Here is a 14,702-nt window from a genome sequence, read left to right as displayed (position 1 = left end):
GGGGCTTACTGGCGCGTGGCCGCGTCGCTCAGGGATACCGCGACGCCGCTGCTGAAGGTCGACCAGGTGGGCGTGCGCAGCACGTTGCCAAAGCCGTCGATGCGCAGCGTGCCGGTGGCGCCGGCGACCTGGCCGTCGGCCGCGGTGGTCATGCGTTCCAGATAACCGGACAGCAACCAGGCGTCGTAGCCGAACGCGAACAGGCGCGCGGCCGGACCGCGCGCGGTCGGCAGAGTCTGCGCGGTGGACGAGGCGGCCGGCAGGCCGCGCACGCCGCGCGTGGTCCAGGCCTCGGACGGGAACACGATGCCGTCGAGCACGCGGTCCTGCTCCGGCTTGCCGGTGCCCGACAACACGTTGGAAGTCGCCACGCGCGGCTTGCCGCCCAGGCCGGCCAGCGCCAGCTTGGGCATCAGCGTGCGCGCCGAAGCGCCCTTGACCGCGAGGAAGATCGCATCGACGCCGCCGTCCTTGTTGGCGAACGGCGCGAAGTCGGCGGTGCCTTCGCCGACCACGTCGGTGACGGCGGCGCCGCGTTCGCTCAGACGCGCGCGCAGCGCGGCGACGGCGCGGTTCTGGCCGTCCTCGGCCGCGCCGACCACCAAGACGCGGCGCGCGCCGCGGCCGAGCAGGTAATCGGCGGCCGCGATGCCTTCGTCTTCCGGCGACAGCGAGAAGCTGGCGTTGCCGGCCGGCGGCGCGATCGTGCCGCGGTTGAGCGCCAGCACCGGCACCGGCAGCTCGCTCTTGCCGAACAGCGCGCTGACCTCGTCGCGGCCCAGCGGCCCGACCACGAAATCGTTGCCCTCGGCGGCGGCCTTGTCGTACGCGGCGAGCGTGCCGCCAGCGGTGCCCAGGGTGTCGTAGAACACCACGTCCGGACGGCGGCGGTTCTCGCCGTAGTAGCCGGCCAGGAAACCGTCGCGCACCGGCGAGGCGGCGGTGGCGAGCCCGCCGGACAGCGGCAGCAGCACCGCGATCTTGGTCGGCGGCCGGTAGCCGTCGCTGTCGGCCGGCGGACGCTTGGGATCGAAGCGCCAGTTGCGGTCGAACGGACGCGGCAGCGGCAGGCCGCGGCGCAGCAGCGCGCGGCCGGCGTAGTTGTACAGCGGATCGCCGGCCGGCAGCGCGGCGGCTTCGCGCGCGAGGCTGTCGTTGTCGAGCTGGTTGAGCAGGCGCTCGATCTGGCTGTCGTTCTCGGTGCGCGCCGCGCCGCTCAGGGCGGCGCCGTTGCGCGCCAATTCGGCGGCCTGCACCACCAACGGATGGCCGGCGGTACGCGCCGGCGCCGGGCCGGTATGGGTGGTCACCGTGCCGCAGCCCGCCAGCGCCAGGCCCAGCGCCAGGGCGGCGCAGGCGGTGCGCACGCCGCGCCAGCGGATCTGGCCGGCGCTGCGGTGCGAGGGAGGGGATCCTGCTATCTCGAGCTGAAGGCGCATCGGCTTGCTTCCCGCCGCGACGCGGCGTTCCTTGGGGGACCGGTTAGGATTCTACCCGGCCCCGACACGGAAGCACGATGCAAAGCCCCGGTACCCTGTACATCGTTGCGACCCCGATCGGCAACCTGGGCGACCTCAGCCCGCGCGCGCTCGACACCTTGCGCACCGTCGCGGCGATCTGTGCCGAGGACACCCGCCACACCCGCCAGCTGCTGTCCCACTTCGGGCTGGAGCGGCCCCTGCTGGCCCTGCACCAGCACAACGAGGACGCGCAGGCGACGCAGCTGATCGCCCGCCTGCAGGCCGGCGATTCGCTGGCGCTGGTGTCCGACGCCGGCACGCCGCTGGTCAGCGACCCCGGTTTCCGCCTGGTGCGCGCCGCCCGTGCGGCCGGCATCCGCGTCTCGCCGGTGCCCGGCGCCTGCGCGGCGATCGCCGCGCTCAGCGTCGCCGGCCTGGCTTCGGACCGGTTCGCCTTCGAGGGGTTCCTGCCGGCCAAGGCCTCCGCGCGCCGCGAGCGCCTGACGCGGTTGGCGGCCGAACCGCGCACCTTGCTGTTCTACGAATCCGCGCACCGCATCGAGGAGGCGCTGGCCGACATGGCCGCCGCGTTCGGCGACGAACGCCCGGCGGTGCTCGCGCGCGAGCTGACCAAGCTGTTCGAAACGGTGCTGGACGGCAGCCTGGCGCAGTTGCGCGAACGCGTGGCGGCCGATCCGAACCAACGCAAAGGCGAGTTCGTGGTGATGATCGAGGGCGCCGGCGAAGACGCCGACGCGCAGATCGTCGAAGGGCGGCGGTTGTACGCGAAACTGGCCGAGTACTTGAAGCCGTCGCAGGCGGCGAAGCTGGCGGCGGAGCTCAGTGGGGCGCCGCGTAAGGCCTTGTACGGCGGAGATTGAGCGCTCGGTAACGGTTGCCGGCGCGAAGCGTCGCCACCGCGGAGCGGCGCTGCGAGGCCGCTTGCCACAACGAGCGACCGCGACCTGCGCCGACCGCGCGGGCCGTGCCGCTTTCGAGCGCGGTCAATCCGCTCGCGCCTCGCGTGCCTGCGTCAGCGCGGCGACCAATCGATCCATCAATTCCGGGCCCGCCAGAACCTGGAAGCTCCAACTGTCCTCGGACACGAAGATCGGCAGGCCATTGAGCGATATCACGCGCTCGCCGCCGTCGATGCCGGACATCCGCTCCAGATCGGCTTCGGTTTCGCGGATCGCGCGATAGGCCGGCCAGAACGCCGCACGCAGTTGTTCTTCGGTCCAGTCCGGCAGGCGCTCGGCCAGATTCTGGGCGTCGATCAGACCGTGACGGCGCAGCATGCCCAGCGGATACAGCGGGTAGTGATCTTCCGGGTCGTCGCTATGCATGGCGGTCGGTCTTGGCTTGGACGCGCGGTACGTCGTGTGCGCCCATTTAACCTTACCGACGTCGGCCCGGCCCTGCGCATGCGATAATGCGCGCGGCGGAGTCGGCCAAGCAGTCGCGTCATCGGATCGCAAGATCGGGTGCCGAGGAAAGTCCGGGCTCCATAGGGCACGGTGCCAGGTAACGCCTGGGCGGCGCGAGCCGACGGAAAGTGCAACAGAAAGCAAACCGCCGAACGGCGTCGCAAGACGTGCGTGGTAAGGGTGAAACGGTGCGGTAAGAGCGCACCGCGAGTCCGGTAACGGACCGGCACGGCAAACCCCACCGGGAGCAAGGCCAAATAGGGAGGCAATGCCGCGGCCCGCGGTGTCTCCGGGTAGGCTGCTTGAGCGTAGCGGCGACGCTGCGCCTAGAGGAATGACTGCTCACGACAGAACCCGGCTTATGGCCGGCTCCGCCGCTTTTTTAGACGCCGAGGGCGTCTAAAAAAGCCCCAAAGTTTGCACAGCAAACTTTGGGCCCCAGGCTCTTTCTTCCAATCCCCGCCGCTTCGCGGCGCCCCCTTACTAAGGGGGTGCATTTCATGCTGCGCATGAAATCCCAAAGTTCGTTGCACGAACTTCGGGCCCCGCTATGTACTTCCAATCCCCGCCGCTTCGCGGCGCCCCCTTACTAAGGGGGCTCTTCCCGTCGAGCTTGCGTTGCGGCTTTTTGCCGTCATCCCCGCGAAGGCGGGGATCCAGGGACTTCAGCGCTCTGCGCCAAGTTGGCGTTGGGCCGGCACCGACGCGAAAGATCTTCGGTGCTTCGGGGCGATAACTTAAGGGGGCTCTCCACATCGAGGGGGCGAGCCGGCCATTGCGATCTTGCCCCCTCTCCCGCTTGCGGGGTGAGCGGTGGCGCTTGCGAGCCATTGGCTCGCGCCGGACCGAACGCCCGGCCGCTGTGCGTCGGGCCGGGTGCGGCTGGGGCGAGGGCGCGCGGGGCTTCGTGGTTGCGTCGCGGCTAGGGTTTGTTGGCGTCGTCCGCGTTGGCCGGTGTCGCGTCGGTCGCGAATCGCAGGCGGTTGCCGTCGGGGTCGGCGACCAGCATTTCGCGGGTGTCCCAAGGGGTGTTCTCGGGTGGTTCGGCGATGGCTATGCCGTTGGCCGCGAACGCGCGGTGGCATTCGTCCACGTCGGGGACTACGAAGTAGACGGCGCCGCCCACTGCGCAGTCGTCGCGGTGTTCGCTGAGGAAAATGGTCTGGCCGGCGCGCGTGAGCTGCACGAACAGTGGGAAGCCGGGCTCGAACTGGTGCTGCCAATCCACGCTGAAGCCCAGGCGTTCGTAGAAGGGCAGGCTGATGCCCGCGCGGAGCATCCGAAGTTGCGGGATGACGGTCTGGCCCATGGCGGTGCATTCCTGTCGATGAAGCGCTGGGCCCCGGATGCTCGCCCGCATCGTGGTTCGCGCCAAGTGGCGACCCCCTCCTGCGTGCCTGTTCAGGATTGTGGTCTGGCCGCCGGCGCCGCACAGCCCGTCGGCCACGCCGGTTGACGACCGTCCCAATTCCGATGCTGCGACGCAGCACGCCCCGCCCGTACCCGCCTCAAGACTGCGACCCCGGTCAAAGTAATCGCTCTAATCTCAAAATATGAGACGAAACAAAGGTTAGTGGATAAGTCTTGAATAAAGTTCTGAAGATTGCCGCAAGCCATTGATGCGCCTAGCGAAATTCCGTCTCAAAAGTTGTTGACAACCTTGTGCGCAGTGCTAAGGTGGGCATCCGAGGGAAAACCGGGTTTTTTGTGGTTTTTTCGGAGGCTTGGCCGCCGGTTGGCGGCCAGTACGCAGGTGATCCGCTCGCAAGGCGGACCTAACCAGGCGACCCGTCCGGTAGAGAGGGGCGCCGCACAAGGTGGGCAATGTTCCAGGGCGAAACCGCCATCACGATCGACGACAAGGGCCGGCTAGCGGTGCCCACCGCTTATCGGGACCTTGTCGCGCGCGAGTGCGGCAACCGCCTGGTCATCACCTACAACCCGTTCGAGGCCGGCAGCCTCTACCTCTATCCGCTGGCGGTCTGGGAGCGCGTGCGCGACCAGGTCAACGCGCTGCCCAAGGCCAAGAAGGTCAACCGCAACATCCAGCTCAAGCTGGTCGGCGCGGCGTCCTTCGTCGAGCTCGACGGCAACGGCCGCATCAGCGTGCCGGCCAGCCATCGCGCCGCGGTGGGCATAGAGAAGAAGGCCGTGCTGCTGGGCATGGGCGACAAATTCGAGTTGTGGAGCGAGCAGGCGCATCACGCGCAGATCCGTCAGACCATTACCGACGACGATCTGAGCGACGAGCTGCTCGACCTGCAGCTGTGACGGGCGGTGGCATGGAGCGCCCGGGCGCGCGATCCAGCCACCTCCCCGTGATGTATCGGCAGGTCCTGGACGGCCTGCGCATCGACGGGAGTGGGACGTATCTGGATGGCACGTTCGGCCGTGGCGGGCATGCGCGCGGCGTACTCGATCAACTCGGCGCCGGAGGCCGGCTGCTGCTGATGGACAAGGATCCCGAAGCGATCGCCGTCGCCGAACGCGAGTTCGGCGCCGATCCGCGCGTGGCGATCTTCCGCGGCAGCTTCGCCCAGCTCGCGCATTGGGACGCGGCCGCGTCCGGTCTGGACGGCATCCTGCTGGACCTGGGCGTGTCTTCGCCGCAGTTGGACGTGGCCGAGCGCGGCTTCAGCTTCGGCAAGGACGGTCCGCTGGACATGCGCATGGACCCCGACAGCGGCCAGAGCGCGGCGCAGTGGCTGGCCGAGGCGACCGACCGCGAGATCGCCGACGTGCTGTGGACCTACGGCGAGGAACGCCAGAGCCGCCGCATCGCGCGCGCCATCGTCGCCCGTCGCGGCGAGCAGCCGCTGACCCGCACCGCACAGCTGGCCGACCTGATCGCGTCGGTGATTCCGCGCGGCGGCGACAAGATCCATCCGGCCACGCGCAGCTTCCAGGCCATCCGCATCCACATCAACCGCGAGCTGGCCGACCTGGAAACCGGACTGGACGGTGCGCTGGCGCGGCTCAAGCCCGGCGGCCGGCTGGCGGTGATCAGCTTCCATTCGTTGGAAGACCGCATCGTCAAGCAGTTCATCGCGCGCCACAGCAAGGCTCCGCCGGCCAACCGGCGCATGCCGATCGAGGTCGCGTTCACGCCCACGCTGCTGGCGATCGGCGGCGCGCAGAAGGCGCTGGACGAGGAAACCGCCGACAACCCGCGCGCGCGCAGCGCGGTGCTGCGCGTGGCCGAAAAGCTCGGGGAGGCGGCATGACCCTGCGCCTGCTCGTGACCGTGCTGGTGGTGGCCAACCTGGCCTCGGCCCTGGCCGTGGTCTATGCGCGCCATCAGCACCGCCAGCTGTTCGTGCAGCTCAACAAGCTCGACCGCGAACGCGACGAACTCAACATCGAATTCGGCCGCCTGCAGCTGGAGCAGGCGACCTGGGCCGAGAGCAACCGCATCGATCAGGTCGCGCGCGACCGCCTGGGCATGAAGTTTCCGGAAGGCGCCGAAACCGTGGTGATCAAGCCATGAGCCGGCGCGACGAACCCCGCAGCGGCCCGCTGGACCGCCTGCTCGGCGAGCGCGGCAAGCGCCAGGCGCCGTACGCGCGCGGCGGCGCCGACCGTGGCGCCGGCAAGCCGCGCACGCGCGCGCGCTTCGACCTGCGCAACCGCCTGGTGATCGTCGGCGGCGCCCTGGGCCTGTGCGCGCTGGCGCTGGTCGGGCGCGCGTTCTACCTGCAGGTGGTCGGCAACGATTTCTACCGCCAGCAGGGCGATGCGCGCGCGCTGCGCGAGATCCCGATCCCGACCTCGCGCGGCATGATCACCGACCGCAACGGCGAGCCGTTGGCGGTGTCCACGCCGGTCGAGTCGATCTGGGGCAATCCCAAGGAACTGCTGAAGAACCCGGCGCGTCTGCCGGAGCTGGCGGCGGCGCTGGGCGTGCCCGTCGATTACCTGACCCGCAAGCTCAGCCAGCGTTCGGGCAAGGAATTCCTGTACCTCAAGCGCCGGATCAATCCGGACGAGGCGCACCGCATCCTGGCGCGCAAGATTCCCGGCGTGTTCTCGCAGCGCGAGTTCCGTCGCTTCTACCCGCAGGGCGAAGCGATGGCGCACGTGTTGGGCTTCACCAACATCGACGACCGCGGACAGGAAGGCCTGGAGCTGGCGTTCGACGATTGGCTGCGCGGCAAGCCCGGCGCCAAGCGCGTGCGCCGCGACGGCGCCGGCCGCATCATCGAGAACGTCGATCTGATCAAGTCGGCCGAGCCCGGTCACGACCTGACCCTGACCATCGACCGCCGCATTCAGTATTTGACCTATCGCGAACTGCGCCGCGCCCTGCTGGAAACCGGCGCCAGCAGCGGTTCGGCGGTGGTGCTGGACGTGTACACCGGCGAGGTGCTGGCGATGGCCAACCTGCCGACCTACAACCCGAACCTGCTCGGTGCCGGCAATCCCGACACCCACCGCAACCGCGCGGTCACCGACGTGGTCGAGCCCGGCTCGACCATGAAGCCGATCACCATCGCCGCGGCGCTGCAGTCGGGTCGCGTCACGCCGGCCACGATCGTCGACACGCGCCCGGGCTGGATGCCCAACGGCCGCTACCGCATCACCGACACGCACAACTACGGCGTGCTCAACGTCACCGGCGTGATCACCAAGAGTTCCAACGTCGGCGCCGCCAAGCTCGCGCTACCGCTGCCCAACGATTACTACTATCAGTTCGTCAAGGGCTTCGGTTACGGCCGCAAGCCCGAAAGCGGCTTCCCGGGCGAGTCGGCGGGCGTGGTGATGGCGCCGGACCGCTGGAGCGGCACCACCAAGGCGACCATGTCCTACGGCTACGGCCTTTCGGCCACGCCGCTGCAGATCGCCATGGCCTACGCGGCGCTGGCCAACGGCGGCAAGCTGATCGCGCCGACCTTCGTGCGCGGCCAGCGCAACGAGCCGACCCAGGTGATGGAGCCCAAGGTCGCCGGCGAAGTCATGCGCATGATGCAGACCGTGACCGAGCCGGGTGGCACCGCCAAGGACGCGGCGATCCTGGGCTACCACGTCGCCGGCAAGACCGGCACCTCGCGTAAGTTCAGCGCCAGCGGCGGCTATTCCAACAAGTACATCTCGCTGTTCGCCGGCGTGGTGCCGGTGAACCGTCCGCGTTTCTCGATGGCGGTGGTGGTCAGCGAACCCGATCCGTCGATGCGCGGCTACTACGGCGGCCGCGTGTCGGGCCCGGTGTTCCGCAACGTCATGGACGGCGCGCTGCGCCTGATGGACGTGGCGCCGGACGACATCGATACCTGGCTGGCGGCGCAGTCGGCGGCCGAGGCCAAGCGCCTCAAGGCCAACGGCGGCAAGGCCACCGGCCCGGTGCTGCCGGTCGATGCCGCCGAGGTGGACGAACCGGTCGAAGAGCTGCCCGTCGACCTGCCGCCGGTGGCGGCCGGTGCGATGGCGCCGCTGGGAGCGGGACGATGAGCGCCGCGCGCCGCCGCATGCCGCTGCGCGAACTGCTGCCCGACGTGGCGGCAGTGCCGGCAGGCCTGGACATCAGCGGACTGACGCTGGACAGCCGCGCGGTGCGCGCGGGCGACGCCTTCGTCGCGATCGCCGGTTTCGGCGCGCACGGCTTGAAGTTCGTCGCCCAGGCGCGCGCCGCGGGCGCCAGCGCGATCCTGTTCGAACCGCCGGCACCGGACGATCTGCCGGCGCCCGACGACGCCATCGCCGTGCCGGGCCTGCGCGCCCGCCTGGGCGAGATGGGCGATCGTTTTCACGGCCGCGTCAGCGACGCCATGACCATGGTCGGCGTGACCGGCACCAACGGCAAGACCTCCACCGTGCAGCTGCTGGCGCAAGCCTGGAGCCTGCGCGGTTTGCGCTGCGGCACCATCGGCACGCTGGGCGCGGGCTTGTACGGCCAGATCGTGCCGACCGGCTTCACCACGCCGTTGGTGCTGCAACTGCACGAGCTGCTGGCCGACATGCACGACGCCGGCGCGCAGGCGGTGGCGATGGAAGTCAGCTCGCACGCGCTCGACCAGGGGCGTGTCGACGGCGTGCATTTCGACGTGGGCGTGTTCACCAATCTCACCCGCGACCATCTCGACTACCACGGCGACATGGCCAGCTACGGCGCGGCCAAGGCGCGCCTGTTCGCATGGCCGGGCCTAAAGGCCGGCGCGATCAACCTCGACGATGCGTTCGGCCGCGAGCTGCACGCCGGCCTGCCGGCGACGGTGCGCGCGATCGGCTTGAGCTCGCGCGGCGTCCAGGACGCGCAACTGCGCGCCGAGCGCCTGACGTTCGACAACCGCGGCATCGGTTTCGAGCTGGTGGTCGACGGGCAGGCGCACGCGGTGGCGTCGCCGTTGCTGGGCCGTTTCAACGTCGACAATCTGTTGGCGGTGGCCGGCGCGCTGTACGCGCTGGGCGACGCGCCGGCGCAGATCGCCGAGACTTTGTCGCAGCTGCAGCCCATCCACGGCCGCATGAACCGCCTGGGCGGCGACGACGGCCGTCCGCTGGTGGTGATCGACTATGCGCACACCCCCGATGCGCTGGAGCAGGCGCTGGCCTCGCTGCGCGGCCACGCGCGCGCGCGCCTGATCTGCGTGTTCGGCTGCGGCGGCGAACGCGACCGCGGCAAGCGCCCGCAGATGGCGGCGATCGCCGAGGCGCGCGCGGACACCGTGGTGGTCACCGACGACAACCCGCGGCGCGAGAACGGCGACGCCATCGTCGCCGACATCGTCGCCGGCTTCGCCCATCCCGAGCGCGCGATCGTGCTGCGCGACCGCGCCGCCGCGATCGCGCGCGCGATCGCCGACGCCGGCGCCGACGACATCGTGCTGGTGGCCGGCAAGGGCCACGAGCCTTACCAGGACATCGACGGCGTGCAGCATCCCTTCGACGACACCCAGGTCGCGCACGCAGCGCTGGAGGCCAGGCGATGAAACCGCTACGCCTGTCCGACATCGCGCGCATGACCGGCGGCCGCCTGCACGGCGACGACGCCGTGGTCGCGGCGGTGGTCACCGATACCCGCGCCTTGGCCGACGCGCGCGAGGCGCTGTTCGTCGCGCTCAAGGGCGAGCGTTTCGACGGCCACGACCATGTCGCCGCGGCGGCCGCCGCGGGCGTGGCCGGCGCGCTGGTGTCGCGCCCGATCGACGCGGCGCTGCCGCAGGTGGTCGTGGCCGACACCGAGCGCGCGCTGGCCGCCTTCGCCACCGCGGTGCAGCGCGAACGCGGCGCCACCATCACCCTGGCCATCACCGGCAGCAGCGGCAAGACCAGCGTCAAGAACCTCACCATCGCGATCCTCGACCGCGCCGGCCGCGCCTACGCCACGCCGGGCAACCGCAACAACGAGATCGGCATGCCCCTAGCGGTGCTGGCCGCGCCCGAGGACGCGCAGTTCGCGGTCTACGAGATGGGCACCGGCGCGCCCGGCGACATCGCCTATCTGACCGCGATCGCGCCCGCGCGCGTGGCTCTGGTCAACAACGTCGCGCCGGCGCACCTGGAGCGCATGGGCAGCCTGCTGGCGATCGCCGACACCAAGGCCGCGGTCTACGACAGTCTGCCGCCGGACGGCGTGGCGGTGATCAATGCCGACGATGCGTTCGCGCCGTACTTCGCGCAGCGCGCGCACGGCCGCCGACTGATCCGCTTCGGCCTGGACGCCAGCGCCGACGTGAGCGCGCGCGACATCCGCCTGGGCGAGGAGGGCTCGAGCTTCGTGCTGACCACGCCGCAGGGCGAGGCCGCGATCGCGCTGGCCATTCCGGGCCGCCACAACGTGCGCAATGCGCTCGCCGCGGCCTCGCTGGCGCTGGGCGCGGGCGTGGCGCTGGAGGTCATCGCCGCCGGCCTCAACGCCGCGCGGCCGGTGTCCGGGCGCCTGGTCACGCATCGCCTGCGCAGCGGCGCGGTGCTGATCGACGACAGCTACAACGCCAATCCCGGTTCGGTCGCCGCGGCCATCGACACCCTGGCCGACGCCACCGCGCACGGTCGCGCGGGCGAAGGCTGGCTGGTGCTGGGCGACATGCGCGAACTCGGCCCGGACGGCGCGGCCATGCATGCCGAGGCCGGCCGCCGCGCCAAGGGCGCCGGGCTCAAGCGTTTGTTCGCGCTGGGCGCGCTCAGTGCCGAGGCGGCGCGCGCGTTCGGCGACGGCGCCACGCATTACGACAGCCACGACGCGCTGGCAACGGCGCTCGCGGCGGAGCTGCGCGAGGGTGTGCGCGCGCTGGTGAAGGGGTCGCGCGGCAGCGCGATGGACAAGATCGTGACTGCGCTGCTGGCCAGCGACGCGTCGCCGGAAGGGGAGGAATCGACGCATGCTGCTTGAATTGACGCGCTGGCTGGAACAACTTCAGAGCCTGTTCGGTCTGTTCGGCTATCTCACGTTCCGCGGCATTCTCAGCGCGCTGACCGCGCTGGGCCTGTCGCTGTGGTGGGGCCCGGCGGTGATCCGCAAGCTCGCCCAGTACAAGGGCGGCCAGCCGATCCGCAAGGACGGTCCGCAGTCGCACTTCTCCAAGGCCGGCACGCCGACCATGGGCGGCGCGCTGATCCTGATGACGGTGCTGGCCTCGGTGCTGCTGTGGGGCGACCTGCGCAACCGTTACGTGTGGCTGGTGATCGCGGTGATGCTGTGCTTCGGCGCGATCGGCTGGTACGACGACTGGATCAAGATCGTGCACCGCGATCCCAACGGCCTGAAGTCGCGCTGGAAGTACCTGCTGCAGTCGATCTTCGGCCTGGCCGCGGGCGTGTTCCTGTACTACACCGCCGACGCGCCGGCCGCGACCACGTTCTACATCCCGATGCTGAAGTCGATCGCGCTGCCGATGGTGGGCGTGACCTTCGTCGCGATCGCGTATTTCTGGATCGTCGGCTTCTCCAACGCGGTCAACCTGACCGACGGCCTGGACGGCCTGGCGATCATGCCGACCGTGCTGGTGGCCTGCGCGCTGGGCGTGTTCGCCTACGCCTCGGGCAATGCGGTGTTCTCCAACTACCTGCAGATTCCGCAGGTGCCGGGCGCGGGCGAGCTGGTGATCATCTGCGCGGCCATCGCCGGCGCGGGCCTGGGCTTTTTGTGGTTCAACACCTATCCGGCGATGGTGTTCATGGGCGACATCGGCGCGCTGGCGCTGGGCGCGGTGCTGGGCACCATCGCGGTGATCGTGCGCCAGGAACTGGTGCTGGTGGTCATGGGCGGCGTGTTCGTGATCGAAACGCTGTCGGTGATGATCCAGGTCGCCTCGTTCAAGCTCACCGGCAAGCGCGTGTTCCGGATGGCGCCCATCCACCACCATTTCGAGCTCAAGGGCTGGCCGGAGCCGCGCGTGATCGTGCGTTTCTGGATCATCTCGGTGGTGCTGGTCCTGGTCGGCCTGGCGACCTTGAAGGTGCGCTGATGAACGACTCCGCCGCACGCCAGGCGACACGACTGGACGCCATCCACGGGCGCTACGACCCGTGGCTGATGGCGGTGTCGTGCGCGCTGGGCTGCGTCGGACTGGTGATGGTCGGCTCGGCCTCGATCGGCATCGCCGACGGACTGGACGTCGGCCCGTTCTACTTCCTGATCAAGCACGCCATGTTCCTGTCGGTGGGGCTGGTGCTGGCGGTGTGGCTGATGCGCACCGAGCTCAAGACCATCGAGCAGCACAACCAGCTGCTGCTGCTGGCCTGCCTGGCGCTGCTGTTGGCGGTGTTCGTGCCCGGCATCGGCAAGAGCGTCAACGGCGCGCGCCGCTGGCTGAACTTCGGCGTGATGGGCTTCCAGGCGGTGGAGGCGGTCAAGCTGTTCTACATCGTCTGGCTGGCCAGCTATCTCAAGCGCTTCAGCGAGGACATCTCGGCGACCTGGATGGCGATGCTCAAGCCGATCGGCGTGGCGGTGTTGCTGGTGACGCTGCTGCTGCTGCAGCCCGACTTCGGTTCGTCCTCGCTGATCCTGGCGATCACCGCCGGCATGCTGGTGCTGGGCGGCGTCAACATGCCGCGCATGTTCGGTCCGGTGCTGATCGGCCTACCGGTGCTGGCGATCGTGGCGATCGCCGAACCGTACCGCGTGAGCCGCCTGACCTCGTTCCTGGATCCCTGGTCGGACCCGTTCAAGACCGGCTACCAGCTCACCAACGCGCTGATGGCGGTCGGCCGCGGCGAATGGCTGGGCGTGGGGCTGGGCGCGTCGGTGCAGAAGCTGTCCTACCTGCCCGAGGCGCACACCGACTTCATCATGGCGGTGATCGCCGAGGAATTCGGCTTCGTCGGCGTGTGCGCGGTGGTCGGCATGTACGTGCTGCTGACCGGGCGCGCGCTGTGGATCGGCCTGAAGTGCGTGGAGATGCGCCGCCATTTCTCCGGCTACGTCGCCTTCGGCATCGCGCTGTGGATCGGTCTGCAGAGTTTCGTCTCGATCGGCGTGAACCTGGGCCTGCTGCCGACCAAGGGCCTGACCCTGCCGATGATTTCCTCCGGCGGCTCCAGCGTGATCATGACCTGCGCCGCGCTGGGCGTGCTGCTGCGCGTGTCGTACGAACTCGATCGCGCGCAGCGCCAGGTCGCGCGCCTGCGCAACGAAGCCGCGCAGCCGTCGGCCGGCGTGCCCGCGACCGCCAATCCGCTGCCGTCCGGCGTCGCCGCCGATCCGGTGCGCGGCACCAGCCGCCTGCGCCAGCGCATCGAACCCAGCCTGGGGAGGACGGCATGAGCGCGCAAAGCGCCGCCGCCGATAGCCAGGCGCGCCCGGTGATGATCCTCGCCGGCGGCACGGGCGGGCATATCTTCCCGGGCCTGGCGGTCGCGCGCGCCCTGGGCGAGCGCAGTACGCCGGTGCTGTGGCTGGGCGCCGACGGCGGCATGGAAACGCGCCTGGTGCCGCAGCACGGCATCGCCATCGACACCATCGCCGTGCGCGGCATCCGCGGCAAGGGCGCGGCGGCGTTGCTGGCGGCGCCGTTCAAGGTGCTGGGCGCGGTGCGCGCGGCCGCACGCGTGCTGCGCGAGCGCCAGCCGCGCGCGGTGATCAGCTTCGGCGGTTACGCCGCCGGCCCCGGCGGCATCGCCGCGCGCCTGGCCGGCATTCCGCTGATCGTGCACGAACAGAACCGCGCGCCGGGCATGACCAACCGCGTGCTCGCGCGTTTCGCGCGGCAGGTGCTGACCGGTTTCCCGGACACTTTCGCCGACGGCCGCGAAACCGTGGTCGGCAACCCGGTGCGTGCCGAGATCTCGGCGATCGTGCCGCCGGAGCAGCGCTACGCCGGCCGCAGCGGCGCGCTGCGCCTGCTGGTGCTGGGCGGCAGCCAGGGCGCGCGCGCGCTCAACGCCGCGGTGCCCAAGGCGATCGCCGGCCTGCGCGGCCGCCTGACTTACGAAGTGCGCCACCAGTGCGGCGAGAAGCTGCGCGACGACGCGGTGCGCGCCTACGCCGACGCTGGCGTGAGCGCCTCGGTCGAACCGTTCATCGCCGACATGGCCGCGGCCTACGCCTGGGCCGACCTGGTGGTCTGCCGCGCCGGCGCGCTGACCCTGGCCGAGTTGTGCGCGGCCGGCGTGGGCAGCGTGCTGGTGCCGTTTCCGCAGGCGGTGGACGACCATCAGACCAAGAACGCGCAGTTCCTGGTCGATCGCGGCGCGGCCCAGCTGCTGCCGCAAAGCGGCGATCTGGCCGAGCGCCTGTCGGCCACCATCGAAATTCTCGGCGAGCGCGAGGGCCTGTTGCAGATGGCCCGCGCCGCGCGCGCCCTGGCCAAACCCGACGCGGCCGAGCGGGTCGCCGACATCGTCCTGGAGCAATCGAACATGAGGAAGCCGGCATGAG

Annotated in this window: 12 protein-coding genes, 1 other RNA gene and 1 pseudogene; 11 read left to right on the top strand and 3 right to left on the bottom strand. The window is 70.2% G+C overall.

All coding sequences use genetic code 11. The annotated features are described in order from the left end of the window. Positions 1-5: 5 nt before the first annotated feature. Positions 6-1,250, bottom strand: a pseudogene (locus LVB77_RS18380) (penicillin-binding protein activator); the annotation flags it as partial. Positions 1,251-1,516: 266 nt separating this feature from the next. Between LVB77_RS18380 and rsmI the strand changes: the two are divergent. Next, positions 1,517-2,341, top strand: a complete 825-nt coding sequence (gene rsmI, locus LVB77_RS18375) for a 16S rRNA (cytidine(1402)-2'-O)-methyltransferase (RefSeq protein WP_232907520.1) — start codon at positions 1,517-1,519, stop codon at positions 2,339-2,341. 123 nt (positions 2,342-2,464) lie between these two features. Here rsmI and LVB77_RS18370 read toward each other — a convergent pair whose 3' ends face one another. After that, a complete protein-coding gene (locus LVB77_RS18370; RefSeq protein WP_232907518.1) occupies positions 2,465-2,806 on the bottom strand; it encodes a hypothetical protein in 342 nt (113 codons plus the stop codon). Between the two features lie 97 nt (positions 2,807-2,903). Here LVB77_RS18370 and rnpB point away from each other — a divergent pair. Beyond that, an RNA gene (gene rnpB, locus LVB77_RS18365) (RNase P RNA component class A) lies at positions 2,904-3,264 on the top strand. Positions 3,265-3,809: 545 nt separating this feature from the next. Here the strand turns inward: rnpB and LVB77_RS18360 are convergent. Next, positions 3,810-4,196 carry a VOC family protein gene (locus tag LVB77_RS18360; protein ID WP_232907517.1) on the bottom strand — a complete coding sequence of 129 codons (387 nt, stop codon included), beginning with the start codon at positions 4,194-4,196 and terminating at the stop codon, positions 3,810-3,812. Positions 4,197-4,711: 515 nt separating this feature from the next. Here LVB77_RS18360 and mraZ point away from each other — a divergent pair. The 9 genes from mraZ to murG are packed head-to-tail and all read left to right on the top strand — an operon-like array spanning position 4,712 to position 14,701. Further along, positions 4,712-5,158 carry a division/cell wall cluster transcriptional repressor MraZ gene (mraZ, locus tag LVB77_RS18355; RefSeq protein ID WP_232907515.1) on the top strand — a complete coding sequence of 149 codons (447 nt, stop codon included), beginning with the start codon at positions 4,712-4,714 and terminating at the stop codon, positions 5,156-5,158. 11 nt (positions 5,159-5,169) lie between these two features. Beyond that, positions 5,170-6,111: a 16S rRNA (cytosine(1402)-N(4))-methyltransferase RsmH gene (rsmH, locus tag LVB77_RS18350; RefSeq protein ID WP_232907514.1), complete on the top strand. Its 942-nt coding sequence runs from the start codon at positions 5,170-5,172 to the stop codon at positions 6,109-6,111. Further along, positions 6,108-6,374, top strand: coding sequence for a cell division protein FtsL (gene ftsL / locus LVB77_RS18345; RefSeq protein WP_232907512.1), 267 nt, complete (start codon positions 6,108-6,110; stop codon positions 6,372-6,374). The genes rsmH and ftsL overlap by 4 nt, the downstream gene beginning before the upstream one ends. Continuing rightward, a complete protein-coding gene (locus LVB77_RS18340) occupies positions 6,371-8,332 on the top strand; it encodes a penicillin-binding transpeptidase domain-containing protein (protein ID WP_232907511.1) in 1,962 nt (653 codons plus the stop codon). The genes ftsL and LVB77_RS18340 overlap by 4 nt, the downstream gene beginning before the upstream one ends. Beyond that, a complete protein-coding gene (locus tag LVB77_RS18335) occupies positions 8,329-9,810 on the top strand; it encodes a UDP-N-acetylmuramoyl-L-alanyl-D-glutamate--2,6-diaminopimelate ligase (RefSeq protein WP_232907509.1) in 1,482 nt (493 codons plus the stop codon). Before LVB77_RS18340 ends, LVB77_RS18335 begins: the two co-directional genes overlap by 4 nt. Continuing rightward, positions 9,807-11,213, top strand: coding sequence for a UDP-N-acetylmuramoyl-tripeptide--D-alanyl-D-alanine ligase (gene murF / locus LVB77_RS18330; RefSeq protein WP_232907508.1), 1,407 nt, complete (start codon positions 9,807-9,809; stop codon positions 11,211-11,213). Before LVB77_RS18335 ends, murF begins: the two co-directional genes overlap by 4 nt. Next, positions 11,203-12,288 (top strand): phospho-N-acetylmuramoyl-pentapeptide-transferase, encoded by a 1,086-nt coding sequence (gene mraY, locus LVB77_RS18325; RefSeq protein WP_232907506.1) that lies wholly within the window; start codon positions 11,203-11,205, stop codon positions 12,286-12,288. Before murF ends, mraY begins: the two co-directional genes overlap by 11 nt. Continuing rightward, positions 12,288-13,589: a putative lipid II flippase FtsW gene (ftsW, locus tag LVB77_RS18320; RefSeq protein ID WP_232907502.1), complete on the top strand. Its 1,302-nt coding sequence runs from the start codon at positions 12,288-12,290 to the stop codon at positions 13,587-13,589. The genes mraY and ftsW overlap by 1 nt, the downstream gene beginning before the upstream one ends. Then, complete coding sequence (gene murG / locus LVB77_RS18315; RefSeq protein ID WP_232907500.1) at positions 13,586-14,701, top strand: undecaprenyldiphospho-muramoylpentapeptide beta-N-acetylglucosaminyltransferase; 1,116 nt, start codon at positions 13,586-13,588, stop codon at positions 14,699-14,701. The genes ftsW and murG overlap by 4 nt, the downstream gene beginning before the upstream one ends. The last annotated feature ends 1 nt before the right edge of the window (position 14,702 follow it).

Origin of the sequence: Lysobacter sp. 5GHs7-4, from assembly GCF_021284765.1 — a bacterium.
GTDB lineage: Bacteria > Pseudomonadota > Gammaproteobacteria > Xanthomonadales > Xanthomonadaceae > Lysobacter.
The sequence above is the reverse complement of the archived record's forward strand: the minus strand, read 5'-3'. Positions and strand labels throughout refer to the sequence as shown.